A 26,695-nucleotide genomic window follows, 5' to 3' on the forward strand; every position below is an offset into this window, starting at 1 on the left:
CATGACTCCAATTAATTTAAAGTATTCTTATTATATCATAAAATGAAAAAAAGCCAAAAATCTCATTAATTTTTGGTTTCTTTCCTATGCTCTTAAAAGACTTTCTTAGCTTCTTCAATTTGCTTTTTGACCTGATCAAAGCCGGTTCCGCCCAGTGAATTTCTGCGTTCTACAGCTGTCTTAGACTGAAGAGCCGTGTAGATATCTTCTTCAATGAGGTCTGAGATTTCTTGGTAGCGCTCAAAGGGAACATCCTGCAGGTAGTGCCCGTTCTTGGTACATTCTAAGACTAGCTTACCAACGATTTCGTGGGCCTGTCTAAATGGCAGTCCCTTAACAGCTAAATAATCAGCCAGTTCAGTTGCATTTGAAAAGTCTTTCTCGGTAGACTCAGCCATGTGGGCATCATTGACGGTCATTGATTCCAGCATTCCGGCAAGAATATCAATGGCAACAGTGATGGTTTCAGCTGTATCAAACATACCTTCCTTATCTTCCTGCAGGTCCTTATTGTAGGCCAGAGGAAGAGACTTCATAACCGTTAAAAGACCAAAAAGATTGCCAAAGACACGGCCGGATTTGCCGCGGATCAGCTCAGCCATATCAGGATTTTTCTTTTGCGGCATAATCGAAGAACCGGTAGAAAACGTATCCGATAGGGTAACAAACTGATACTCATTACTGCACCAATTAATGAGTTCTTCACAGATACGGCTCATGTGCATCATTAAAATGCTGGCATTTGCGAGAAATTCCAAAATAAAGTCACGGTCAGACACCGCATCTAACGAATTGCTGTACGGTTTAGCAAAGCCCATCAGCTCAGCTGTCATCTGCCGGTCAATCGGAAAAGTCGTTCCTGCCAGAGCAGCTGCACCGAGCGGCGATAGGTCTGTATGCTGCTGGTTAAAAGCAAAGCGCTCACTGTCACGGGTAAACATGTTGTAATAAGCCATCAGATGATGCCCAAAAGAAATCGGCTGGGCATGCTGAAGGTGTGTGTAGCCCGGCATGATAGTGTAGATATGCTTTTCTGCCAGGCTGAGCAAAGTTTGTCTCAGATGACTCAGTTTTTCCACTACTTCTGCCAGTTTAGCTTTTAGGTAGAGATGCATGTCCGTTGCTACCTGGTCATTTCTTGAACGTGCCGTGTGAAGCTTTCCTGCCACCGGACCGATTTTTTCAGTTAGGAGCGTCTCAATATTCATGTGAATATCTTCGTTTGAGACATCAAAAACCAGCTGTCCGGCCTTGTATTCCTGCAGCAGCTCCTCCAAACCTGCTTTGATGGTATCTGCATCCTCCTGCGGAATAATCCCTGTCTGTCCCAGCATGCTGACATGAGCTAAAGAGCCCTTAATATCAAACTCGGCCATCTTTTGATCGAAAGTGATACTGGCACCGAACTCTTCCACCCACTTCTCCAGCCCTGCTTCAAAGCGGCCGCCCCAAAGTTTTTTTTCTGTCATTTTATATCCTCATCCTATTTCTATTATAGAAAAAGGCTAGAAAAACTAGCCCCATCAGTGTCACTGCACTTATCTTCTTAAATCCTGCCTCTCTGCGGACAGGTTTATTTAAGCTCGGTGTAACTCTCTGTTTACACTTACGAGTGGGTAGAAAAGAGTTTCAGATGGATATCACTGTGTCCTTTTATCTGATAATATTTTCTAAATAATTGCATGCGCTTTTCATGATAACAAATCACTCAAACCCTTTTATTGCTTGTTTTGATTGGCCACTTCAGCATTCACTTTCGTTGGCAGCCCCCAAAGTTTAATGAAACCAACCGCTGCATCCTGATCAAAGGTATCAGCAGACGTGTAGGTTGCCAGATTTTCATCATACAGTGAATTTGGTGATTTCCGTGCAACGACCTTAGCAGAACCTTTGTAAAGTTTGACTTTGGCGGTCCCATTAACAGCTTTTTGTGTTTCGTTGATATAAGCAATAATAGCTTGTGTCGCCGGATTAAACCACAAAGCATTGTAGATGAGATTGGATAGTTCATTTTCAAGGATCGGTTTGAAATGAGATACCTCACGCACTAAGGTCAAATCTTCAATTTCTTTATGAGCTGTCAAGAGGGTAATAGCACCGGGACATTCATAAATTTCACGCGACTTGATGCCCACCAGACGGTTTTCCACGTGGTCGATCCGTCCAACACCGTGTTTGCCGGCTAAATTATTGAGTTTTTGGATTAAATCAGCCAGCTTCATTTCTGTGCCATCAAGTGCGACTGGTTTGCCGGCCTTAAATTCAATTTCCACATATTCCGGTGTATCGGGAGCTTCTTCAACAGAACTTGTAATCCCAAAAGCATCTTCCGGGGCTTCATTCCAAGGATTTTCAAGGACACCGCACTCGTTAGCCCGTCCCCAAAGATTTTGATCCACTGAATAAGGATTATCAAGGTCTGCCGGAACAGGAACGCCGTTTTCTTTGGCATAGTTAATTTCCTCTTCACGCGACCACTTCCACTCACGAACCGGAGCGATAACCTTTAATTTAGGATCAAGAGCTGCGATAGCGACTTCAAAACGTACCTGGTCATTTCCCTTGCCGGTACAGCCGTGAGCAATCGTCGTTGCTCCTGTTTGGTGAGCAATTTCAACTAACTTTTTAGAAATAATCGGACGGCTGAGAGCAGAAACTAATGGGTATTTTTGTTCGTAATAAGCATGAGCCTGCAAAGCCGGTAGCACATATTCCTCAGCAAATTCATCCTTGACATCAAGGACGTAGGACTCAACAGCACCGACTTTAAGAGCCTTATCATGAATAAAGGCTAAGTCCTTACCCTCACCGACATCCATACAAACAGCAACAACATCGTAATCTTTTTTCAGCCAGGTAATAGCAACCGACGTATCAAGACCGCCTGAATAGGCTAAGATAACTTTTTCTTTTGACATAAAACAAACTCTTTTCTATTTTGAATTTTGATTAATTATTCAAAGAATGACTTTATTATATTGCATATTTATTCAAAAGTCAAGTATATTTTCGAAAAATATTTATTTTTATGTATTTTTTTGCCATTTAATGTCCCAAATGAAGCATAAAATAAGAGCTGAGCTATCTACTGTGAATAAGGGTACAGCAAAGAAAAAGGCCGGAATCTTTGTTCCAACCTTTTTCATCCTTATGATAAATCAATTATTCGATCCTTTCGGATACTTATAAATTAATAAATAATCACCATTGGATTGTTCTGCAAATTCCAGCGATACGAAAGACAGTTTAGATTTATCAGAGCCGGAGTAATCACTGTAGAGAACCTTTAAGGACTTTCTGACACCTCGGCCATAGTTTGTTATCATCGCTCTTGCTTCGACAGGATTGCCGTGCTTTTTGATGATATCATCTAATTTCGCACCGCCTGAACCAGTTTCTCTGTCACCGACAGTTAAGGCGTCAACATCTCCTTGCGTCCAATTAGACTTGTATGAACCTCTTGAAGTTGTTTTAACTTTTGGTGAATTGTAATACATTGTTCCGCTTGAAAGAATAAACTTACCATTGTATTGCTTTTCAAAGGAAAGCCGCACTCTTTCATCGTCGTTGTTTCCTTCATATCTCAAAGTCAGAGTATCATCATTAATGGTAGCATCTGAAGCCTTGCCGAATTTCTTAAGAACAGACTTGACCGTGGATCCTTCCTTATTAGAATAGCCGGAAAATTCTAAATCTCCAAACTTAGACTCAGTCCATTTGTACTCATAATCAGAACTGCTTGCAATATAGTCTTGAATATCAGTACTGTCTTCTTTGTCCTCATCTTCGTCGTCATCAATGTCTTCGTCATCTATATCTTCATCTTTATCCTTTTTCTTCTCTTGCTTTTCAGTTTTAACCTGATCATCCTTAGGCTGACGGACAAAGACAGCAGCACCGCTGGCTAAAAAGACTACCGATGCCAGCACAACAGCAATAATAGATAAAACTTTTTTGCGTTTAAGATTGACAATCAAGCTGACAACAGCATAGATAAGTGCTAAGAAAGCAATAATGACATAAATAATCGGAAGCGGTGCCAACCAAGCTAGAAGAAGGGTAATCGCCGAAACAACAAATGAAATAATCGGGAGAACAATCAGTTCTTTACGAGCTGGAGCACTTTGAAATGCAGGATTAACAGTTGGAGGAACAACCGGCTGTTCAAAGCTTGGCTGAGCCTGCTGAACGTACTCTTGCTGAGGCGCTGCAGATTCCGCTGCTCCTGCAGGCGTTTGCGGCTGACCTTGAGCTTCTTGCTGAGCTGCGGCTTCTCCTAACGTTTGCTCTGGTACAGATTGCTCTGCTGGCTTGGGATCCTGCGGCTGAGCCATTTGGTTTTCCGGTACAGGAGCCCCTCCGGCTGGATTTTCAGGGGCATTGTTTTCTGGAACATTTCCATTATTAAATTCTTCTGCCATGGTGTCTCCTTCACTTTTTTCCTTTATTGTACTATAATCAAGGGCTTTTTTCAATGCTTCCCTAAATTTTAACACAGGTTTACAAAAACCAGCAGCCCTGCAATCAAATGACAGAACTGCCTAATCGTTTTTTAAATACTTTTTGCTGTCTTGAGAAATTTCCAGCAATAATAGGCCAAATAAAAATCAATCAGCCCATGAATGACAGACCCGATTCCGATTAACACAATTAAAGTCAGCCAATAAGACATAGGCACAGAACCGGAGACTGTCAGCATCAAAACCACCAAAAATTCAGCCAGACCATGGATAGCATTGAGCCCCAATGCCAAAAACAGCGTTTTTCGCCAGTTAAGCAGAAAATCAGGATGTTTTTGAATCAGATAGGCACCAACCACAGCAAAAAGCAGATGAGAGAAGGCGCGCATAACAATAACAAAAGGAAATCCAGCCATAAAAAAGCCAAATCCGGCTCCCAGAGCAACAGCAATAGCAACTCCCGGTGATATAAATACAGCAAGAAAAACTGGAACATGGCTGGCCAAGGTAAATGAGGCGGGCCCGATAATCACCTTAACAGGCATGACCAGCGGAATCAAGACAGCAAAAGCGATCAGCACCGCAGACAGGGTCAGCTTTTGGATACGTTGTTTCGAGATGGGGGAAGCAGACATGATAACTCCTTAATCATTCGTATTGATTTAAGTTTACACCATATCTTTACATGTGTCAAGACACATATCTAATCTTCGAATACCAGCCCCTCTTTTTTGAGATTTTGAAAAATCTTTTCAAATGTTTCCTTGTCTCGGCAGGATATCCTATGGAGGTGAATGCCTCCTGTCAGACTGCTTAGTAAGGTTCCGTGATAGCGAGACAGCTTATCCATAAAATAGTCTACCTCATCCTGACTGTCAATATTCAAAGGAGCTGTAATCATTCCATAAATAGGGTGCTCTACTTCAACATCCAGTACTTTTCCGCCATTTTGGACGATTGTCTCTAATTCCAGACGCACCTCCTTAGCACTGTGCTTACAGGCCAGTTTCCCATGATAATACGATTTAGGAACCTGCAAACGCTCAGCCAAAAGATAACCCCGATGGGTTGCCATAATATCGTGGCTTTCAGCCCTTAAAAGAGCCACATCGCCTACAATAATCTGCCGGCTGACCCCCAGTTCTTCAGCCAAACGGCCGGCAGAAAGCGGCTGCTCTGTTTTTTCTAATTTTTCTAAAATAGCCTGACGGCGCTCCTTAGCTTTCATTCGTCACCTCTGGTTTTAGCAATAAGTTTTCTGATGTCTACTTACTTTCATTATATCAAATCCTGTTAATTGTTGTTAGCGGCAGCCCTTTAAACAGGGGACTTGCTCTGTTTTTTCAAGAAAACAGGGACTGAGCAAAAGCAGCTCAGCCCCATTCTTATTATATTTTGTGCAATAATTACCGGCTTTTCGTTTGCCGCAAGGCAAAAGCAAGTCAGCCTGTCAGCAAACATTTTATTTAATCTTTTCCAGCATAGAAGTCAGATGTTCAATTGATTTTTCTTTGCCGAGCAGATAGATAGTATCCGGTAATTCCGGGCCGTGCATTTCGCCAGAAACAGCGATTCGGATCGGCATGAAGAGATTTTTACCCTTAATACCGGTCTCTTTTTGAACAGCCTTAATTTGCGGGAAAATATTTTCAGACTGAAAGTCTTCGTCTGGCATGGCTTCTAATTTAGCCTTGAACGCTTCAAGAACTGTCGGCACCGTATCACCGGTCATGAATTCTTTGGCTTGATCTGTCAACTCCGGAAAATCTTCAAAGAAAAGATCCGTCAGCGGTACAATTTCATCGATAGATTTCATTTGCGGCTGGTAAAGTTCGACCATTTTTTCAGCTTTGTCCGTCAAACGGCCAGCTGCCTGCAAATAAGGTTTTGCCATCGCAAAAACAATAGCAAAGTCAGCATGCTTAATGTATTCATTGCTCATCCAATCCAGCTTTTTCTGATCAAAAGCGGCCGGAGACTTGCTAAGGCGTTTTTCATCAAAGAGCTCAATCAATTCGTCATGAGAAAAGATTTCGTTTTCACCGCCGGGATTCCAGCCCAGCAAGGCAATAAAGTTGAAAACGGCATCCGGCAGGTAGCCTTTTTGACGATAGTCTTCGATAAATTGAAGCGTATCTGTGTCCCGTTTTGAAAGCTTCTTACCCGTTTCAGAATTGATAATCAGCGTCATGTGCCCAAATTCCGGCGGCTGCCAGCCGAGTGCTTCGTAAACCATGAGCTGTTTAGGGGTATTAGCAATATGGTCATCTCCGCGGATAACATGAGAAATTTCCATCAGGTGATCATCCACTACAACTGCAAAATTGTAGGTCGGATAACCATCTTTCTTTTGGATGACCCAGTCGCCGCCAATGTTACTGCCTTCAAATTCGATATCGCCTTTGACCATGTCATGCCATTTATAAATACCGGATTCATTAACTGCCAGACGAACGGTCGGAACAATCCCTGCAGCTTCGCGTTCTGCAATGTAGGCAGTCTTTTCTTCTTCTGACATGCCAAGGAATTCATTGATATAACGGGGCGTTTCACCCGCAGCCTCTTGGCGTTCACGCTCTGTGGCCAATTCTTCCTCAGTCACATAAGATTTATAGGCCTTACCTTGCTCCAAAAGCTGATTAATGTATTTTTGATACAGTTCCAAACGTTCTGACTGACGGTAATTTTCATGCGTTTCCGGGCTTTCATCCCAGTCAATTCCCAGCCAGCGTAAATTTTCCAGCTGTGAGCGTTCGCCGTCTTCAACATGGCGTTTGCGGTCCGTATCCTCAATACGGATAATAAAATCACCGCCGTAATGACGGGCATAAAGGTAGTTAAAGAGCGCTGTCCGCGCATTTCCAATGTGCAATAATCCTGTAGGACTTGGTGCATAGCGCACACGAATCTTGTTTGCCATTTCTCTCTCCTATTATTTAGATGGCACAGGCTATCTGCAAGACGGAAAACTTAGCAAAAATCCCCTTCAATTATTCATGGGAAGCCCGTCTCTATGCTTTTTTACTGTGCCTATAAAAATCAATCGTTTCTATTATAGCACATCCTCAAGATTTGGGCGAAAAAAATCCCTTTTGGTAAACAAAAGGAATTTTATCTCCTGTCAGGAGGGCTTAGCCCTTGCTGCTTGTTATGAAATTCTGCAGAACACCGGCAAACTGCTGCAAATTGAGACTTTGAACATAGACTTCGCCGGTTCCGCGGAAGCTATTGACAACACCTTCACCCGTGCCAATGGATTGCATGAAGCCATTTTCCAAATGGATGTCATAGTCTAAGTCACGGCTCCAAGCCACCACATGAGCATTATCTATCGTAATTGTCTCTCCCCGCAGCTCAAGCTTTTTAATGGAACCAAAACTATTTACCAAAAGAGTACCCCGACCTTGCGTTGTCATGACAAAGAATCCTCCTTGGCCGCCAAAAATAGCTCGGCCGATACTCTGAGCTTCCATCTTATACTGGGCAGACCCATCTAAGGCAAGAAAGGCGCCGTCATTGAGGCGGTACTGTTTTTCACCCAATTCCAGAGCAATGACCTGCCCGGGCATAGAAGGCGCTAAAGCGAGTTTGCCGTCATCAGCATTAAAAGTGGGGTTACCCCCGCTTTTATTTAACTTCTGTAACTCTGCCTGTATCCACATCATAAACAGCCCCTGAAATAGTGATACTCTCAGGAATTAAGGGAGAATTTCGCAAAAGAGCCATGTCTTCTCGCACACTGTCTTCAATATCGGTAAAAGGTAAAAAATCATAATCTGACACATCAACTTTCAAATCCTGCTGCAGCTGCTGCGCAAACTCTTCATTTGTAAAGGTCTGAGCCCCACAGTCAGTATGGTGCAGAACAACAATTTCACTTGTTCCCAGCTGCTGCTCAGAGATAACCAAGGAGCGGATGACATCATCTGTCACACGGCCGCCGGCATTGCGCAGAATATGTGCATCGCCGAGAGCCAAGCCTAAAGCCGGAGCCACATGCAGGCGGGCATCCATACAGGTTATAATGGCAACATGGGTTTTGGGCTTAATGGGCAGATGGTCTGTCCCATGCAAGTCAACATAAGCTTGGTTAGCTTTTAAAAAATTCTCAAAATAAGACATTGTTACTCCTTTGCTTCAAGTCAGTCAAATAAGTCTTTAAGGCAACTAGCCTAGGCTGTATCATACCATTTTTGGGATAGCTTGTCACTGCCAAATCAGCCAAATACTTTTTTCAGCACTTGGCTGACAGTGGTAACACCAATGACCTCAATGTTCTGAGGAGTGGTCAGGCCTGTCAAAGCATTTTGGGGAACATAAATTTTAGTAAAGCCGAGTTTTGCAGCTTCATTGATGCGCTGTTCAATGCGATTGACCCGGCGGATTTCACCTGTCAGCCCAATTTCACCAATATAGCATTCCTGAGGATTGGTCGGTTTTTCCTTATAGCTCGAGGCAATAGCTACCGCAACCGCCAAGTCAATAGCCGGCTCATCTAAGCGGACACCGCCGGCAGATTTGAGATAAGCATCCTGATTTTGCAAGAGAAGTCCGCAGCGCTTTTCCAAAACAGCCATGATCAGGCTGACACGGTTAAAATCAAGGCCGGTTGTCGTGCGCTTAGCATTGCCAAATACAGTCGGTGTTACTAAGGCCTGCACCTCAGCCAGAATCGGTCTTGTCCCTTCCATAGTGACAACAATAGCCGAGCCTGTCGCCCCATCTAAGCGCTCTTCCAAAAAAACCTGACTGGGGTTGAGCACTTCAACAAGACCGCTTGCTCTCATTTCAAAAATGCCGATTTCATTGGTAGAGCCAAAGCGGTTTTTAACCGCCCGCAAAATACGAAAGGTATGCTGACGCTCCCCTTCAAAATAAAGAACCGTATCTACCATGTGCTCCAGCATTCTGGGGCCGGCCAGAGTACCTTCCTTGGTCACATGACCGACGATAAAGGTAGCGATATTATTGGTCTTAGCCAGCTGCATCAGCTCTGCAGTTACCTCACGAACCTGACTGACAGACCCTTGAACACTGGAAATTTCCGGACTCATAATGGTCTGAATAGAATCAATGATCAGGAAATCCGGTTTGATCTGCTCAATCTGAGCTCGAATAGCCTGCATATTAGTCTCAGCATAGAGGTAAAATTCATTGTCAATATCTCCCAGACGCTCACTGCGCAGCTTGATTTGCTCAGCTGATTCTTCTCCTGAGACATAGAGAACACATCCCTTATTGGCCAACTGAGTAGATACCTGCAAAAGCAGGGTTGATTTCCCGATTCCGGGATCCCCTCCGATAAGTACAAGACTGCCCGGCACAACACCGCCGCCTAAGACGCGGTTGAATTCACTCATTTCTGTTTTGATTCTTGCAACTTGATTGGAAGTTACTTGATTGAGCTTAACCGGTTTTGTTTTTTCGCCTGTCAGAGATACACGCGCATTTTTTACCTCAGCAACTTCTACTTCTTCAACAAAGGAAGACCAGCTGCTGCAGTTTGGACAGCGGCCTAAATATTTAGGCGAATTATAACCGCACTCCTGACAGACAAAAGTCGTTTTTTTCTTAGCTATGATTGTTCTCCTTTCCTTGCTATTCCAGCAGCCTGCCATTGCTGCAGTGTTTTTTGAAATTTTTTCTTGTTTATGACACCAAGACAGGCTAGTCCGTCTGCATATCAATAACCAGCAAATAATCAGCCATTTCTTACTTTCCTGTGCTGCCAAAGCCGCCGGTTCGGGTGCCCTTTGCTTCGTCATCATCTGCTACCAGAAAAGGCATAAAGACACCTTGTACGATACGTTCTCCGGCTTCTAAGACAACTGACTCATTCGTGATATTTTGCATCTGAGCAAAGATATGCCCCTCATTGTTAGGATTGTTATAATAGTCTCCGTCAATAACGCCAACCGAATTGATCAGCACCAAGCCCTTTTTGCGTGGGTTGGATGAGCGGTCATACAGATAAAGTACCTCACCAGCCTGCATATAGGCCTTAACCCCTGTCGGCACCAGAACGATTGCTCCAGCCGGAATCTCCGTTCTCTCTGCCACCTTTAAATCGTAGCCGGCTGCATGAGCTGTTTCTCGTTTGGGCAGCAGGTCTTTATCCTTATAGTCAGAAATTAATTCAAATCCGCGAACTTTCATTGGGCACTCCTTAAGCCTTTTTAGTGATAAACATAAGACTAAATGATAATAATGTTTCTCAATTTCTTCTATTATAAATGATTTATTCGCAAAACAAAAGTAAAATCCCTGTCACCCATATAAGCTGATTTTCTGGCAGCGCTTCAGCAGGGATGCAAAGAATAATGATTTCCTTTCAACTAAGTAAAGACAAATGAATTAGCTTTATGATATAATGAGGTTAACTTTCCATGAAATATAGGAGAAAAATGATGAGACAAAAAATTGCCGTATTGGGCCCCGGGTCATGGGGAACTGCCTTATCGCAAGTCCTTAATGACAACGGTCATGAGGTTCGTATCTGGGGCAATATCCCTGAGCAAATTGATGAAATTAACGAACATCACACCAACAAACGGTATTTCAAAGATGTGGTTTTAGATGATAAGATTAAAGCCTACAAAGAATTAAAAGAAGCCCTGAAGGATGTTGATGCTATCCTTTTTGTCGTACCCACAAAGGTCACTCGTCTAGTTGCCAAGCAAGTGGCAGAGCTGCTTGACCACAAGGTCATTATCATGCATGCATCCAAAGGATTGGAGCCGGGAACGCATGAGCGTTTATCTGTCATTCTCGAAGAAGAAATTCCAGCTGAACTCCGCAGCGATATCGTCGTTGTCTCCGGTCCCAGCCATGCTGAAGAGACCATTGTTCGCGATATTACCCTGATAACAGCAGCGTCAAAAGATTTAGAAGCTGCTAAATACGTGCAAAAGCTTTTCAGCAACAACTACTTCCGTCTCTATACCAATCCGGATGTCATCGGTGTCGAAACCGCCGGCGCCCTCAAGAACATTATTGCCGTCGGAGCCGGAGCACTGCACGGCATGGGATATGGTGACAATGCCAAGGCAGCCGTCATTACGCGCGGCCTAGCCGAAATTACCCGGCTGGGAGTAAAATTAGGTGCCGATCCGCTGACCTACAGCGGTCTTTCGGGTGTCGGTGACTTAATTGTTACCGGAACTTCAATCCATTCGCGTAACTGGCGTGCAGGAGACGCTTTGGGCCGCGGTGAAAAATTAGAAGACATTGAAAAAAATATGGGAATGGTCATTGAAGGTATTTCAACTACCAAAGTTGCCTATGAACTTGCCAAGGAACTTGATGTCTACATGCCTATTACCAGTGCCATTTATCAATCCATCTATGAAGGCAGAAACATCAAGGAAGCCATCACGTCAATGATGTCCAACGAATTCAAAGCAGAAAATGAATGGAGTTAGTCGTATGCCAAATAAAAAAGTGAGAAAAGCAGTTATCCCCGCAGCAGGTCTGGGAACACGTTTCCTGCCGGCCACCAAAGCACTTGCCAAAGAAATGCTGCCCATCGTTGATAAGCCAACTATTCAGTTTATCGTGGAAGAAGCCTTAAAATCAGGCATTGAGGATATTTTGGTTGTTACCGGTAAATCAAAACGTTCTATTGAAGACCACTTTGATTCCAACTTTGAACTGGAATACAACCTTGAACAAAAAGGAAAAACAGACCTTCTCAAGCTCGTCAATGACACGACTGCTATTAACTTGCATTTCATTCGTCAGAGCCATCCGCGCGGACTTGGTGATGCTGTTTTGCAGGCCAAGGCCTTTGTTGGAAATGAACCCTTTGTTGTGATGCTGGGTGATGATCTCATGGATATTACAGATGAGCAGGCCGTTCCTTTGACACGCCAGCTGATTAACGACTACGACCACACCCATGCTTCAACCATTGCTGTTATGCCGGTGCCGCACGATGAGGTTTCTGCTTACGGAGTCATCGCTCCGCAGGGCGAAGGAGTAAATGGCCTTTACAGCGTTGATACCTTCGTTGAAAAACCTGCCCCTGAAGAGGCTCCCAGCGATTTGGCTATTATCGGCCGCTATTTGCTGACTCCTGAAATCTTTACCATTCTGGAAACGCAAAAACCCGGTGCCGGCAATGAAGTTCAGCTGACGGATGCTATTGATACCCTGAACAAAACGCAGCGCGTTTTCGCGCGTGAATTCACCGGCAAACGCTATGATGTCGGCGATAAATTCGGCTTCATGAAGACCTCAATTGATTACGCCTTGAAGCACCCTCAAGTAAAAGATGAACTGAAGTCTTATATTATTAACCTCGGTAAAGAATTAGATAAAGAAAATAAACAAAAGAACTCGAAGTAACCTCGAGTTCTTTTTATCTTTACGAACATCAGCGATGGAAGCCCAAAAACAGCAGGCCCAGAGCAAGGCCTAAATAAAGCAGGAGAGCCAGGAAACGCTGACCGGGCTTAAAAGCACCTTTTTCTGTCCGACTGGGCAGAATAATAGCGGAAACCAGTCCGCCAATAATTCCGCCCAAATGGCCGGCAATGCTCACGCTGGGCATAAAGAGATTAAAAAGCAGATTAATGGCAATCAAGGCCTGATAATTACGTCCCAGCTGTTTTAAAAAAGGATTATGGCCGAAATAGCCCAAGATCACAATAGCACCAAATAAGCCAAATAAAGATGTCGAAGCACCGGCTGCTACCACACTTGGAGTAAAGAAGAGGGTGAAAATATTTCCCATTATCCCAGATAAAAGATAAAGAAGCAGAAATTTTCCAGAACCCCAGATGCTCTCGGCCAGCTGGCCTACAAAGTACAGTGTCAGACTGTTAAATAAAAAATGTTCCCAGCCAATGTGGACAAAAATCGGAGTTATTAACCGCCAGAGCTGGCTGGGCATCTGAACCACCACATCACCGTACATACCGCCAAAATTAAAGACTGCAAGAGTTTCCGTTGCCTGACCGAAATAAACGATCTGCATAGCCAGAAAAACCAGCGTTGTCAGCACTAATAAAAATAAGGTTGCAGGATATTTTTTAAAGCTCTCCATATCGTAATACCTCTTTCACTGGAATATCAAATTGACTGGGTTCAAAAGCAAGCGTCTGAAAAGGGTAGACGGTACTGACCGTACTGCCTGTAAAGTCAGCCAGATAGCGGTCATAATAGCCGCCGCCGAAACCAAGACGATAACCGTCATGATTAAAAGCAAGTCCCGGAACATGGATAAGATCAATCAGCGACTTATCAACAGCCTGATTGCTTCTGGGCTCCTTAAGACCAAACGTGCTGGTTTTTAAATCAGCAGCATCATAGGAAACAAAAACCATTTTCCCTTGGCCATAGACCTTTGGAATCACTACTTGTTTTCCATCTTTTTGTGCCTGTTCAAGCAGCAAGGATGTATCAAATTCAAACGGAAAAGCCAGATAGGTTGCTAAAGTCTGAGCTTTTTGATAGGACTCAAGTCCAATAAACCTATGGAACAGCTCCCTGTCTCTTTGAGCCTTAACAGCCTTATCCTGCTTTTTTAGATGCTCTATCATCTGAGCTCTTAGTTCTTTTTTTGTCATGCTAATATAATAACACGATTAAATCATTTTTCCTATTATTAACTCAGACCAACAAGCAGCCCCAACAACTTAAGAGAACGAATTCAAAATTTTTGTTTCTCTCAGCCTGTAAATCTGATAGAATCAGTCTTTTTGCTTTTAATAAAATAAAAATTTTAGTTTAAGGTTTCTTTAAGGTTTGTCTTATATAATCTAATCATCCTAAAACAACCACTTCCCCAAGTGGTTGGGGAGATAAACTTTCCTAATTTATTTCCCCTTTTTCATAAATCTCCTAGAGCATCAGCGAAAGCTGGTGCTCTTCCCTTTTTCATAACAGTTTATATTAGAAATTTATAATAAAAAAGCTCTCCTTATATCAGTCCATAAACTGAACATCAGGAAAGCTTTTTTTATTATTCTTCAGCTCTTGTCTTTAAGAAACCGCTGATTTTTTCAACAGCAAACGGCAGAGCTTCTTCTTTAGGACTCATTTTGGGGTGGTGCAGGGCATAAGGTGTATCAACTCCTAGCCAGAACATCACACCGGGAATCTTGTGGAGCAGATAACCAAAATCTTCCCCTGTCATAGCCGGCGGGCAGTCAATCAAATGAACTCCCTCTGCTTGTTCAAAGTAGGTCATGAGATTTTGAGCAAGCTTGGGATCATTTTCGACCGGCAGATAGCCGCCCTGTTTTAAAACCACATCGACATCTAGGCCAAAAGAAGCTGCAAGACCTTCTGCTATTTCACGTACGCGCTTTTGAATCAACAGGCTCATCTCCTGCGTTAAGGTGCGAATAGTCCCGTGCAGGGCCGCCGTCTCAGCAATGACATTGTTGGTTGTACCGGCATGCATAGAACCAAAAGTGACAACACCGCCTTCAATCGGGTCAACATTACGGCTAACAATGGTCTGTACCTGCGTCACAAAGTAAGAAGCTGCCACTAAAGCATCATTAGCCTCATGCGGAAAGGCCGCATGTCCGCCTTTGCCTTTGAAAGTGATAAAAACCTCGCATGTTCCGGCAAACAAAGTTCCCCTATTGGTCGCAATATCTCCGACCTTAAAGTCAGGACGAACATGCAAGCCGTAAAATTCATCAGGCTCCCAAGTACCAAAAGCATGGTCTTCATACATGAGCATACCGCCGGCCTCATTTTCTTCTGCCGGCTGAAAAAGAAAGAGAAGATTATTTTTAGGCTGAGTTTTTACAAGTTCATTTAAAAGCCCCAGAGCAACTGTCATGTGCATATCATGGCCGCAGGCGTGCATCCGGCCTTCATGGGTGCTGGCAAAGGCAAGTCCTGTCTCTTCTGTCACAGGCAGAGCGTCAATATCTGTACGCCAGCCAACGGTTTTCTCAGGTGCCGAGCCCTTTAAGAAGACTAAAATTCCCGTGCGCCAAGTGCGCTGTTCTGCAAAATCTTTTCCGGCAGTTATCTCACCAATCCGCTCAAGGAGATAAGCCTGCGTCTTAACTTCTTCCAGACCGATTTCCGGAATCTGATGCAAATCACGGCGAATTTTAATAAGGTCAAGTATCATCTTTAGTCCTTTCAAGAAAAGCCTGTGGCAAACACAAGCTTTATTTTTATATGAAAAACCTCTTTGATCAATAAGCAGAAATACCAACACCAAATGAGCAGCAGTACCTTCATTTCATGAAAGATAAACGCTGCATAACTGTCCTTAGACCAATCACAATTGCTGGCAAATCAAGCAGCTAGAATCTTTAGAGGTTGCGCAGAGCATCTTCAAGTGCTGTTTTTTGCTGTGTCTGTGCATCAATTTCTTTGATGACACGGGCAGGAACACCTGCTACCACAACATTTTCGGGAACATCCTGAGTAACAATCGCTCCGGCTGCCACAACTGAACCGCTGCCTACTTGCACTCCCTCAATAATAACGGCATTGGCACCAACCAAAACATTGTCTCCGATGCGAACAGGATCTGCTGAAGCAGGCTCAATGACACCGGCAAGAACAGCTCCGGCACCGATATGACTGTTTTTGCCGACAGTTGCACGTCCGCCAAGAATAGCACCCATGTCAATCATCGTTCCTTCACCAATTTCAGCACCGATATTGATAACAGCTCCCATCATAACAACAGCATTGTCCTCAATAGTAACCTGGTCACGAATGATTGCTCCCGGTTCAATGCGGGCATTGATATGACGCTTATCAAGCAAAGGAACCGCTGAATTGCGGCCGTCTTGCTCAACGACATAGTCCTTATTTTCAGTCAGTTTTGCCAGCAAAGGCTCAACATCTTTCCAGTCACCAAAAAGAACATTCCCCAATTTGACAACAGAATCAGGCACAGCTCCAGCCAGCTCCCCTTCAAAAGTTACCTTGACATTAGTCTTCTTTTCAGCATTTCCAATAAACGCAATAATTTCTTGCGCTGACATTTTTTGTGCAGTCATATATGATTTCTCCAAATTCAAAAGTAGTTAGTTATTATTATAGCAGAAAATTATAGTTTTGCTAGAGGCATATAAAAAAGACCCCGAAACGAGATCTAAATATTACTGATTAACATAAATTTTGGCCGTTTGAGTTCCCCAAATACCTGTTTGGACCTTAACCATAAGTTTTGGATCACTGGCAGTCTCTGGAGTAATATCAAAAACAATATTTCCAGACATTGAGTTCTCTGGGTTCAATTCAGAATATAAAAAGTTTGCATCTTCATTTGCAAAAACACCTGCAGATGAATCTGCAGAATAACTGGTTTTACCTTTCATCAAAGTAAAAAAGTCATCAGAAATAGTTAATGGTTCCGTACCTTTATTGGTAATTGTAACATTTAAAATAAGGAACGTCCCAGAAGCATTATCACCAAATTCACCGCCTACATTAGTGCTTGTTGTTACAGAATTGATTGTATATTCTACTTTACCAACTTTCACAAGCTGACCTTTTTTGTAAACTTTTCTCTTTTTTGTTTTTGCGTGAACTACTGCAGATGAAATGTAGTCAGTATTCTTTGGATACAGTGGTGTAAATTCTCCTAACATTATAGACATCGATAGAACTCCAGCTCCTATCATAGTTGCTACCAAATGCTTTGCAGAACTTTTTTTCATTATTTCCATCCTCCTGTTTTGAAAGCCTTTACAAAATCATTATATGTTTATCTCTATACAATGTCAATACTGTAACAGAATATTTACACACAAAATAAAAAACCTCCTAAAGAGGTCTTTTATAACGCTTGGTCTTGTCTTTTAGATTTCCAAAACTAGGTCAGATTGTTTTGAAGAAACTTGTCTTTAGCTGAACAGCTGAATGATCGAGCCGGCTCCCAGGACGGCGGGATTGCTTGCCTGAACATGGAGGGTTCCCGGGAGCGAGCCTTCGCTTGAACCATCAAAGGAGATGGTAATATGGCCCAGATTTTTTAAATTCTTTTCAACGACATCACCGACTGCGGTAATCGGGAATTCTTGATGATCAATAACCAGCCGGCCGCCTGCTGCTATCGTTCCCGATAAGTCTTTATTGTCAATCTTGTAGCAGTACTCTGCCAAATCTTCCGGAGCTTCTTCGCCAAAGAGAATCAGCATGTTGGCATCCTTAATCATGCCAGCTGCCTCAGGACCGACTTTAAGGACCTTGGCTTCAAAAATTTTAGTCATTTTTCTCTCACTTCCTTTTTATTGCTATTATACTCTTTTTATTGATATAAACCAAAGCTTGCCAGCCATGCCACAATAACTCTTGGTACACCGTTTAAGAAACGTGAATAAAGCACGGATGGTACACCCACTTCTACTGTTTCAGCATCGGCTTCTGATAACCCTAGGGCAACCGGAATGAAGTCACAGCCGTTTTGCGTATTGATGGCAAATAAAGCTGGAAGAGCCATTTGCGGCGGAATGGTTCCTTTGCCGATTTCAACACCGATAAGGGTTCCAATGATTTGTGAAATAACAGCACCGGGGCCAAGTAATGGTGACAAGAAAGGAAGTGAACAGATAAAGCCAATGAGTATCAATCCCCAGATATTACCTGCCAGCGGAATCATCAGCTTAGCAATCCAATTGCCAATACCGGAGCCTTGGATAACACCGATTAACAGGGATACAAAAGCCATAAAAGGCAGAATGGTGTTCAGCATGGTTTGAATGGCATCACGCGCTGCCTGATTGAAGACGGCAACCACTTTACCGGCTCCCATACCGATACGGGCGATGAAGCTGCTTTCAGCGCGCTGCTCCGTAATTTTCTTACTGGTGTCATAACTTTCCGTCTGAACTTTGGGTTCTGCCGGCTGAGACTGTCCCTGAGCAGCGGCTTCATCGCTAGCTTGGGCAGCAGTGATTTGTTCAGGACCTACGGCCGATACATAAATATCTTCTGTAATATATTGTGCCAGAGGTCCGCTTTTCCCAGTCGCTACAATATTAATGGTCGGTATGCCTTTTTTAGGATAAATGCCGCAGCGAAGGGTGCCGCCGCAATCCACAATGGCAAGAGCTATTTCTTCATCCGGAATAGAAGTTTTAAAGCCGTTAACAGCTTCCATCCCTGTCAATTCAACGATTTTATCAACGATTTCCGGCTTTTCGCCGCCGCCTGTGATGTAAATAAACTTGTGTTTTTCTTCTGTCGGTGTGATGGTCAGCGGTCCGCCAAAACCGCCGCTTCCTTTTACAACTTTAATGCTTCTGTATGTCATAAGGCTTCTCTCTTTCAATTCATTAAGCTTAACTGATTCTGCGGAATTTTTTTACTTCTCACCGCAGCCCAGCTCCTTACAGTTGTCTAAAACTAAAGCTAAAAAACTCTGTCTGATCTATCAATCAAGAGTCTTGCTTAAAGTCACTCCCTGCTGTTTGCAGACCCAAGCGGTTGTGAGGTCGGTTACCCAGCCGCCGATAAAGTTCATAATCAAACCAACCAGCAAATAGCGGATAGCCAGATCCATTTGGCTGAGACCCAGTGTCTTTATCCCTGAGGCGATTCCCATCCAGACAAATAATTCACCCGGATTAATATGAGGGAAGACCCCGTTTGAGGTATGGCAGAACTGCATTTGTGACGCTATGTAGCTTGGTTTATAATATTCCGGCATAAAGCGTCCCATGCTGATAGCCATCGGATTCCCCAGCATGAAGGCTGAAATAAAGGGCAAAATCATGTAGCGGCTGACTGGATTCTTAGCAGAAATCTGAGCCAGTCTATTGACTCGTTCTTCTCCCAGCAAAGCAATCAGCGCATTCATGGCTACCAAAAGCATCAAGACTACCGGAACAATCCCTGACATCCAGCTGATAAAATTGTCACCGCCGGCTTGGAACAGTTTCATGAAACCTTCAGCAAATTTTGTAATATACTTCATAACAAACTCCTTTTATTAAGATACGGTAGAGGCTTGTTATCTAAGTGCTTCGCACTTGATAACAAACGCCAATCACTATAGTGATTTGGCTACCTCTCCCGCTAACTTCGCTTGGTTAGTAAAATCGACTAACCAAGCGAAGTGTCGCTAAGGGCGTGAAGAAAGCGAGAAGAAAATAGGAGACTGACGCCATGCGCTTTGCGCATAAGGCAGGCTGTCTTTTTCTCGACGCTTTTAGCCCGTGTTCAATTAACCAAGATACTAAGCCGTTAAGCGACTCAAAGGAAAATAGGAAAGTTGACGAAGATGCTGTGTCCATCTAGGAAACTTTTTCTTTTTCCACAGAGTCGTAGGCGTGTTCAATTATGATTTTTTAAATTGCAACTTAAGACGAGCCAAGAGCATCTTGGCGTGCAGGCCAATATCAACCAAAGGCGCAGCCTTAGGCACATCTTTGTAAACGCCGGCCTCTGTTCTTAGAAAGACTTCTCTGGCATCTTCAATCGCGATCTGCAGCAGCTTATTTTCCTGACGCACCAAGGGATTATAGCTGTCAAAATAATGGATGTCCTCTCCGATATAGGAAGGCATCTTTTTAAAACGGGCGGCTACGGTCACGCCCTGCATTTTCCGTGCATCTAAAACACGGCCTTTTTTATCAAGAGCAAACATGACAATCGTGCCTGATTTCACCCTACCGGCTCTGCGGCCTATGGCTACACGTCCCTGACGCCGCAAGGCGGCATAAACGTGGTTGAAATGCTTAATCTGTCTCAAGCCAAACATGATCTGCAAGGCATAGGCAGCAAGCACTATGCTTCCAAAAACAATCATAGCATTCATTAGAAAATTCCTTTCTGTCTGGTTAAAGCAATAAAATCGGCTTGCGTTTTTACCTTTCTCAAGTCATCTTTTAGATCATCATCACCGGCAATTCTGAAAATATCATCATAGAGTTCTAACAATTCGCTTTCCATTTGCGATTCAACTTCTTGAGGAATAGCTACCAAAAAGACAAATTCCACCAGCTCATTGTTAACCCTAAGACCATTTTCCAGCAGACCCAGCATTAAAATGGTTTTCCCTTGTGTCTGATTGACCGTGTGGGGAAAGGCAATGCCGTTGCCAAAGACTGTTGACTGCTTTTCTTCCCGCTCTAAAATGCGCCGGCTAAAGTCACTGTCCACTAATTGGTTAGCCCCTAAAAGGTCTGCCATCTGCTTCAAATAATCTTTGTAGCTTGCGGAATTTAACAGTCTGACAAACTGCAGATTAATCGTCTTGAGGTTCTTTTGATGATAGTGCTTGACCCGCTGCCATTCTTCGCGCAGCCATTGGTCATCAAATAAATTGGTGATATGAATAACAGGCGATTTCAGGTTGCTGAATTTCAGCGGAACTGTCGTAAAGATGGCAAAATAGTCGTCATCTGCTCTGGGATTAAAAGCTTCTTCTGAATACTGAACAATTTCGATGTCATGCCCAAGCACCCGCATCAGCTGCCGATAAATCATGTTTGCTGTCCCTCTGCCTGTCGTACAGACAACAGCAATTTTGCGTTTCTTCCCATCAGAAGCAGGCTCATTTTCGTGTAAAATCATTTCAAAATAAAGGGCCAGATAGCTCATTTCTGACTGCTCCAGCTGATAGCCGAAGTGGCTTTTCAGCTCTTCTCCGGCAACCTTAGCCATTTCAAATGCTAGAGGGTATTTCTGCTGAATTTCTCCGTGGAAAATATCATTGATCTGAACCCGAAAAATAAGCCGGTTAATTAAAAATTTTAAGTGGGTATGGATTTCCACAAACAAGCGTTCTTCATCAAAACTAAGCAGCAAGGTCTCCTTGATACGCTTAACCAGGCGCTGATAGAGAGCCTGTAAATCTTTGATATGCGTCTGCGTATAAGTTAAGCCGTCAATAAACTGTGTATTCAGCGGAAAGACCAGAAAATCTTGTTCATACTGACTCAGCGAAATCTGATAAGCCATTGCAATATGATAAATCAGCGCTTCGACAAACGACGACTGCTTAACTTCGTTTGTATAATACTTGATAAAATCTTCCAGCGGTTTGCCCCGCTTGATACGCGCTATCGTGATAGAGACGACCTTGGTCAGCAGCTCCTGTGTTTTTCTGGGAATCTTAAAGTCGCTATATAAGTTTTCCAAAAAATCAAGCGTCTCATCTGTCAGCGTATCCGAATCAAAATAAGAGTAGACATAATGGATATAAAAGAGCCGCAGATTTAGTTCTTCACCAACAATCTCCAAACCGTGATTGGGCTTGCCTACAATATGAATGTGATAGCCCTTGGCTAAACTCTTAACCTGCTTTAAGTCCTTATTGATTGTCGTTCGGCTGACACCGATTGATTCAGCCAAATCATCAATAAGAAGGGGCGAGGTGCTTCTTATCAGCTGTTTGATCAGATAAGAGCAGCGCTTGCTGGCAGAATTAAAGTCGCTTTCTTTTCTGAGACTTCCTGCCATAATATCCTCAAGCCTGGCATAATCATAAACTTCAAGAAAGAGCTGATTGCCTCTCTGCCTAATTTGAATGTCAGCGTCTAATAGGTCATTAAGCTGCTCAATACTCTTTTGCAAGGTGTGCATGCTGACATTAAGATCTGCCCGCAGATCTTCTAAAGTGACGCTGTGCTGTGCTATTAAGGTATCTAAGATACGATACCAACGATTAACTAATGCCACCTTTTACCATCCTATAATTTTTATCCGCGTGTCTTACCTCCGGCCACATTGATGGTCACGCCAGTAATATAACTGGAACGCTCAGAAAGGAGATAAGCCACAAGATCAGCCACTTCGCTCAGCTTACCGCTGCGACCAAGTGGGGTTGTGCTTGTCGACGCATAGCCCGCACGAATCTCTTCAACCGTTTTGCCTCTAGTATAACCGAGTGCTTCTTCATAGGCAAGCGTTCTCAAACCAGTTGCTTCCATAATGCCGGGAGCTACTCCAACGACACGAACATTGTGTTTGCCCAGTTCTTTAGCCCATGAGCGGGTATAGCTGTAAACCGCCGCTTTGGTAGCCGCATAAGCACTCTGACCTTCAGAACCCTCAAGTCCTGCTTCTGAGGCCATATTGATAATAACGCCTTCTTTCTTATCAACAAGCACCCGGCCGACAGCCTGACTGACCAGATAAAGGCCTTTTTGATTGATCGTCGTGATCTTATCGAAAACAGCATCATCCAGTTCGTACTTGCCATGAGGGGCTTTAGGGTCAATTAACAGCCGCGGAATGTTAATGCCTGCATTATTAACAACGGCATCAACGGTTCCAAATCTTTCAATCGTTGCTGCTACAGCAGCTTCTACTTGCTCACGGGAAGTGACATCCACCTTTTGAAACAAAAGATGGTCATGCTTAAGATCGTTGTCGGCAATATCAAAATTGGCGACATTGACGTCTAAGGCGAGTAATTCTTCAACAACTGCCCGGCCAATCCCGGATGAGGCTCCTGTGACAACGACAGTTTTACCTGCAATACTTAGCCAATCTGTCATTTTGGTGACTCCTTTACTGTTTTAATTATTTTTGTGCCTTTATTATAAAACGCTTTCAAAAAATAATTAAGACAGTCTTTTTTTGTAAGCAGCAAAATTTAGTGTACTAATTAAAACTGTCCAATCCTATAATCGTCCCAATAGCAAATAAAGTCTTCAATCAGGCAAAAAAAGAGAACCACTGTGAGTGATTCTCTGATGTATATTCTTATTTGTTTAAAGACGTTTATTGAGTTCAGCACCAAGATCTTCAAATCCCGGTTTGCCAAGTAGGGCAAACATATTCTTCTTATAAGCTTCAACACCCGGCTGGTCAAATGGATTGACACCATTGAGGTAGCCTGACAGGGCAATAGCAAGTTCAAAGAAATAGATTGTATAGCCAAGCGTGAACTCATCTTGTTCAGGAATAGTCAGATAAGTATTTGGCACTCCGCCGTCGGTATGGGCAAGAAGCACACCGTCAGTGGCTTTTTTGTTAACAAAGTCAACGTCCTTGCCTTGCAGGTAGCCAAGACCGTCCAGATCTTCTGCAGCTTCCGGCACCAAGATGTTTTTCCGCGGTTTATCCACACGGATAACTGTTTCAAATAAGTTGCGGTAGCCTTCTTGGATAAATTGTCCAAGTGAGTGCAAGTCTGTTGAGAAGTTAGCTGATGTCGGATATATTCCTTTTTGGTCCTTACCTTCTGATTCACCGGCTAATTGTTTCCACCATTCACTGAAATATTGGAGTGTTGGTTCATAGTTAGCCAGAACTTCTGTCACATAGCCTTTTCTGTAAAGAATATTACGAATCACAGCATACTGATAAGCTTCGTTTTCAGCAATCTTGTCTGAAGAATAGTCTTTGCGCGCAGCATTGGCACCTTCCATCAATTTGGTAATATCTGCACCGCTTGCTGCAATTGGAAGCAGGCCAACAGGTGTCAAAACAGTAAACCGTCCGCCGACACTGTCCGGAACAACGAAGGTTTCCCAGCCGCTGGCATCTGCTTCAACCTTAACAGCCCCTTTAGCTTTGTCAGTTGTCGCATAGATACGCTTGTTGGCTTCTTTTTGGCCGTATTTTTTAACCAAAAGATCTTTGAAAACACGGAATGCGATAGCCGGTTCTGTTGTTGTACCAGATTTTGAAATAACATTGACTGAGAAATCTTTGTCGGCCACGTAATCCACCAAATCAGCAAGGTAGTTTGAAGAAATAGAATTTCCGGCATACAGAATTTGCGGTGCTTTGCGGTCTTTAGAAGACTGCAGGTTGACAAATGAACTGTTCAAGAAATCAATGGCTGCACGCGCTCCTAAGTAAGAACCGCCGATACCAATGACAATGAGAACGTCGCTGTCAGATTGAATTTTAGCAGCCGCTTTTTGAATGCGGGCAAATTCTTCCTTGTCATAATCTTCCGGCAGGTTGAGCCAACCGGTCATTTCCGCACCCGGTCCGGTACCATTGCGAAGAGCCGCATCCGCAGCTGTCACATGCATTTGCAGGTAGTCCAGCTCGTGCGGTGCTACGAATTGGTCCAATACTTTAGAATAATCAAATTTAATATGTGTCATGTTCATACTCCCTTGTAAATTTCAGTTTCTTTACTATCATACTCTTTTGTAAGGGTTTTTTCAATGATTTTGAGTACGATTTCACAAAAAAGAGATAATCATTCCCTTTCTGAAAATTGATCGAAATTTTCAGTCGCTTTACGAAAGTGACTTGATGATTTCCACCCGTGTAATGACGCCGTCTTTCATACTGTCAACCCGCAAAGCAACATCATTCAGATAAACAGCTGCACCAATGGTGACATGCTTTTCCTCAGCTTCCAAATGCCGTACGACAAAATCTCTGAGCAATTCACCGTTTTTACCTTCCAGATTGACACGCGCCAAAACATTGGCAATCTTAACCTTCTGACTTCCCCGGACAATAATGTTGGTCGAATCATCAAAATTAGTAAAAAGATATTTGCGCGTCGCAAACAGAGCCACGATGGCTAAGATACTCCACAGAGAATTCAGACTGTTGCTCTGATCGATAACGACATGTCTGGCAATGGCAAAGAGCAGCACCTCAATGATAGTAGCCGAGGTATGCTTGCTCAGCATTTTTATTAACTCCACGCCGATGGCAATACTCATGGCCTGATTGAGAAAATTCTGCAGATAGTCTTCAATAGACCTCTGAGAAGTAAAAATTCCCAGAACATCCACAGCTAAAAAAGATGTTGAAATGACAAGCACAATCATTAAAATGAAAGAAATCAAGATTTCAACATAAAATGACATTTCATAAAAACTTACCTGTAAAAACTTTCGCATAGAACCTCCTTTAATTAAGATACAAAGGGCGTTAAGAAAGCGAGAAGAAAATAGGAGCCTCGCGCCATGCGCTTGCGCATAAGGCAGGCTGTCTTTTTCTCGACGCTTTTAGCCCGTGTTCAATTACATAAGATACTAAGAGCGTAAAGAAATCCGTATAAAGATAGGAAACGGACGCTGTGTCGCTAAGACACAAGGACGTTTATCTTTTTTACTAGGATTTTAGCTCGTGTTCAATTAACAAGATACAAAGGCGTAAGCGACACACAGCAAAATAGGAAAGCTGACGAAGATGCCTAGCATCTAGGAAGTCTTTATCTTTTTGCACAGTGTCGTAGCCGTGTTCAATTAACAAGATACGGCAGAGGATTGTTATCTAAGTGCTTTGCACTTGATAACAAACGCCAATCACCATAGTGATTTGGCTGCCTCTCCCGCTAACGTCGTTTGGTTAGTAAGATCGACCAACTAAACGACGTGTCGCAAAGGGCGTTAAGAAAGCGAGAAGAAAATAGGAGCCTAACGCCATGCGCTTGCGCATAAGGCAGGCTATCTTTTTCTCGACGCTTTTAGCCTGTGTTCAATTAAACGCTTTCTAAAAAAGCTTTACTTTATTATAACTGATATTCAGCGGAAAAGATAGGGTGACAAAGCAAAAGAAAAGTGCCGGATCAATCAGCACTTTTAAATTTTAATAAAATTTAATTGTCAGCGTCTTAATTAGTACTTACTTTTGTTACACAATGGTATAGCCGTAATCTAAGATGAGATTATGCCCTCTAATTGACTTGCTCTGCTCACTTAATAAAAATTGGATGGAATGGCTGACGTCTTCTAAATCAACAAATTTTTGATAAGGAATCCTAGCTTGCAGACGCTGTCCGAAATAAGAGTCTAATAAATCACTGTTGGCAGCTGTTTTTATATAGAAGGGCGATATAGCATTGACTCTAATATCTTTATCCTCTACCAAGGAATAATCTACTGATAAATTTTTAGCCAAATGAATTAAGGCGCTTTTAGAAGGCCCATGATCTGCTCGCATGCTGTTAGCAACAACGCCCTCTTGTGAAGCAATAAAAACGACTGCAGCTTTTTCTGATAAATAATCGTAAACAGCTTTCATTGAAAATAGGGCTGCCTTGACATTGACATTAAATGTTGCATCCCAATCTTTAGATGTCACGCTAAAAACATTGTTCATATAATTAATGCCTGACGCAAAAATAATATGCGAAAAGTTTAAACTCAGCTTTTTCAAAAAAGATTCGATTTTTTCAAATGAATTATCGTCGCGAAAATCAACCGATAAATAATTTTTCACACGCTCAGATGTTTTAGGAAAATCAATTCCTGCAATAACATTGTATTGATGACCGTATCGTTCCAGAAAATCTTGGCAAACATAACTTTCTGATCCAATTAATAATAAATTTTTAGTTGCCATTGATTACTCCTCTCTTTATTTCTATAGACATT

The 26,695-nt window shown here is 43.0% G+C and carries 25 protein-coding genes and 2 pseudogenes; 2 read left to right on the plus strand and 25 right to left on the minus strand.

Features of this window, described 5'->3' with window-relative positions:
• Positions 1-92: 92 nt before the first annotated feature.
• From argH to G573_RS0101585, 11 genes and pseudogenes are all read right to left on the minus strand, one after another.
• A complete protein-coding gene (gene argH / locus G573_RS0101540; RefSeq protein WP_027975074.1) occupies positions 93-1,469 on the minus strand; it encodes an argininosuccinate lyase in 1,377 nt (458 codons plus the stop codon).
• A 249-nt stretch (positions 1,470-1,718) separates the two neighbouring features.
• A complete protein-coding gene (locus tag G573_RS0101545; protein ID WP_027975075.1) occupies positions 1,719-2,918 on the minus strand; it encodes an argininosuccinate synthase in 1,200 nt (399 codons plus the stop codon).
• A gap of 240 nt (positions 2,919-3,158) precedes the next feature.
• Positions 3,159-4,421 (minus strand): hypothetical protein, encoded by a 1,263-nt coding sequence (locus G573_RS0101550; RefSeq protein ID WP_027975076.1) that lies wholly within the window; start codon positions 4,419-4,421, stop codon positions 3,159-3,161.
• A 131-nt stretch (positions 4,422-4,552) separates the two neighbouring features.
• Entirely contained in the window at positions 4,553-5,095 is a 543-nt protein-coding gene (locus G573_RS0101555) for a hypothetical protein (protein WP_027975077.1), read from the minus strand.
• A gap of 68 nt (positions 5,096-5,163) precedes the next feature.
• Positions 5,164-5,688 carry a transcription repressor NadR gene (locus tag G573_RS0101560; protein WP_027975078.1) on the minus strand — a complete coding sequence of 175 codons (525 nt, stop codon included), beginning with the start codon at positions 5,686-5,688 and terminating at the stop codon, positions 5,164-5,166.
• 234 nt (positions 5,689-5,922) lie between these two features.
• Positions 5,923-7,380, minus strand: coding sequence for a glutamate--tRNA ligase (gene gltX / locus G573_RS0101565; protein ID WP_027975079.1), 1,458 nt, complete (start codon positions 7,378-7,380; stop codon positions 5,923-5,925).
• Positions 7,381-7,591: 211 nt separating this feature from the next.
• Positions 7,592-8,065: pseudogene (locus tag G573_RS10815) on the minus strand (AIM24 family protein); the annotation flags it as partial.
• A 22-nt stretch (positions 8,066-8,087) separates the two neighbouring features.
• Positions 8,088-8,582: a beta-class carbonic anhydrase gene (locus tag G573_RS0101575; RefSeq protein WP_027975080.1), complete on the minus strand. Its 495-nt coding sequence runs from the start codon at positions 8,580-8,582 to the stop codon at positions 8,088-8,090.
• Positions 8,583-8,677: 95 nt separating this feature from the next.
• The gene (radA, locus tag G573_RS0101580) at positions 8,678-10,078 is read right to left on the minus strand and encodes a DNA repair protein RadA (RefSeq protein ID WP_027975081.1); all 1,401 of its coding nucleotides are present in this window, start codon (positions 10,076-10,078) and stop codon (positions 8,678-8,680) included.
• Positions 10,036-10,131, minus strand: a pseudogene (locus G573_RS11200) (cysteine hydrolase); the annotation flags it as partial. The pseudogene G573_RS11200 and the gene radA, both read right to left, overlap by 43 nt.
• A 41-nt stretch (positions 10,132-10,172) precedes the next feature.
• Positions 10,173-10,616: a dUTP diphosphatase gene (locus tag G573_RS0101585; protein ID WP_027975082.1), complete on the minus strand. Its 444-nt coding sequence runs from the start codon at positions 10,614-10,616 to the stop codon at positions 10,173-10,175.
• A 248-nt stretch (positions 10,617-10,864) separates the two neighbouring features.
• On the opposite strand from G573_RS0101585, the gene G573_RS0101590 reads away from it, so the two are divergent.
• Together G573_RS0101590 and galU are read left to right on the plus strand one after the other, a co-directional pair.
• On the plus strand, positions 10,865-11,881 hold the full coding sequence (locus G573_RS0101590; RefSeq protein WP_027975083.1) for an NAD(P)H-dependent glycerol-3-phosphate dehydrogenase: 1,017 nt from the start codon (positions 10,865-10,867) through the stop codon (positions 11,879-11,881).
• A 4-nt stretch (positions 11,882-11,885) separates the two neighbouring features.
• Complete coding sequence (gene galU / locus G573_RS0101595; RefSeq protein ID WP_027975084.1) at positions 11,886-12,806, plus strand: UTP--glucose-1-phosphate uridylyltransferase GalU; 921 nt, start codon at positions 11,886-11,888, stop codon at positions 12,804-12,806.
• Between the two features lie 28 nt (positions 12,807-12,834).
• Here the strand turns inward: galU and G573_RS0101600 are convergent, their stop codons facing one another.
• The 14 genes from G573_RS0101600 to G573_RS0101670 all read right to left on the minus strand — a co-directional run bounded on the left by G573_RS0101600 (position 12,835) and on the right by G573_RS0101670 (position 26,663).
• Positions 12,835-13,506 (minus strand): rhomboid family intramembrane serine protease, encoded by a 672-nt coding sequence (locus tag G573_RS0101600; RefSeq protein ID WP_027975085.1) that lies wholly within the window; start codon positions 13,504-13,506, stop codon positions 12,835-12,837.
• Complete coding sequence (locus tag G573_RS0101605) at positions 13,493-14,029, minus strand: 5-formyltetrahydrofolate cyclo-ligase (protein WP_027975086.1); 537 nt, start codon at positions 14,027-14,029, stop codon at positions 13,493-13,495. Before G573_RS0101605 ends, G573_RS0101600 begins: the two co-directional genes overlap by 14 nt.
• A 395-nt stretch (positions 14,030-14,424) precedes the next feature.
• Positions 14,425-15,558, minus strand: coding sequence for an N-acetyldiaminopimelate deacetylase (locus tag G573_RS0101610; protein ID WP_027975087.1), 1,134 nt, complete (start codon positions 15,556-15,558; stop codon positions 14,425-14,427).
• Positions 15,559-15,745: 187 nt separating this feature from the next.
• On the minus strand, positions 15,746-16,444 hold the full coding sequence (dapD, locus tag G573_RS0101615) for a 2,3,4,5-tetrahydropyridine-2,6-dicarboxylate N-acetyltransferase (RefSeq protein WP_027975088.1): 699 nt from the start codon (positions 16,442-16,444) through the stop codon (positions 15,746-15,748).
• Between the two features lie 102 nt (positions 16,445-16,546).
• A complete protein-coding gene (locus tag G573_RS0101620; protein WP_156888784.1) occupies positions 16,547-17,107 on the minus strand; it encodes a DUF4352 domain-containing protein in 561 nt (186 codons plus the stop codon).
• Between the two features lie 186 nt (positions 17,108-17,293).
• Positions 17,294-17,659 (minus strand): PTS glucitol/sorbitol transporter subunit IIA, encoded by a 366-nt coding sequence (locus G573_RS0101625; RefSeq protein WP_027975090.1) that lies wholly within the window; start codon positions 17,657-17,659, stop codon positions 17,294-17,296.
• A gap of 38 nt (positions 17,660-17,697) precedes the next feature.
• Positions 17,698-18,702, minus strand: a complete 1,005-nt coding sequence (gene srlE, locus G573_RS0101630; RefSeq protein ID WP_027975091.1) for a PTS glucitol/sorbitol transporter subunit IIB — start codon at positions 18,700-18,702, stop codon at positions 17,698-17,700.
• Between the two features lie 120 nt (positions 18,703-18,822).
• On the minus strand, positions 18,823-19,365 hold the full coding sequence (gene srlA, locus G573_RS0101635; protein WP_027975092.1) for a PTS glucitol/sorbitol transporter subunit IIC: 543 nt from the start codon (positions 19,363-19,365) through the stop codon (positions 18,823-18,825).
• 363 nt (positions 19,366-19,728) lie between these two features.
• Positions 19,729-20,208, minus strand: a complete 480-nt coding sequence (locus G573_RS0101645) for a transcriptional regulator GutM (RefSeq protein ID WP_027975093.1) — start codon at positions 20,206-20,208, stop codon at positions 19,729-19,731.
• Positions 20,208-22,073, minus strand: coding sequence for a BglG family transcription antiterminator (locus G573_RS0101650; protein WP_027975094.1), 1,866 nt, complete (start codon positions 22,071-22,073; stop codon positions 20,208-20,210). Before G573_RS0101650 ends, G573_RS0101645 begins: the two co-directional genes overlap by 1 nt.
• Positions 22,074-22,093: 20 nt before the next feature.
• On the minus strand, positions 22,094-22,894 hold the full coding sequence (locus G573_RS0101655) for an SDR family oxidoreductase (RefSeq protein ID WP_027975095.1): 801 nt from the start codon (positions 22,892-22,894) through the stop codon (positions 22,094-22,096).
• A gap of 216 nt (positions 22,895-23,110) precedes the next feature.
• Entirely contained in the window at positions 23,111-24,460 is a 1,350-nt protein-coding gene (locus G573_RS0101660; protein WP_027975096.1) for a glucose-6-phosphate isomerase, read from the minus strand.
• Positions 24,461-24,598: 138 nt separating this feature from the next.
• Positions 24,599-25,216, minus strand: coding sequence for a phosphate-starvation-inducible PsiE family protein (locus G573_RS0101665; protein ID WP_027975097.1), 618 nt, complete (start codon positions 25,214-25,216; stop codon positions 24,599-24,601).
• 736 nt (positions 25,217-25,952) lie between these two features.
• Entirely contained in the window at positions 25,953-26,663 is a 711-nt protein-coding gene (locus G573_RS0101670; RefSeq protein WP_027975098.1) for an SDR family oxidoreductase, read from the minus strand.
• Positions 26,664-26,695 lie beyond the last annotated feature (32 nt).

The sequence above is a fragment of the Streptococcus devriesei DSM 19639 genome, from assembly GCF_000423725.1.
GTDB classification, from domain to species: domain Bacteria; phylum Bacillota; class Bacilli; order Lactobacillales; family Streptococcaceae; genus Streptococcus; species Streptococcus devriesei.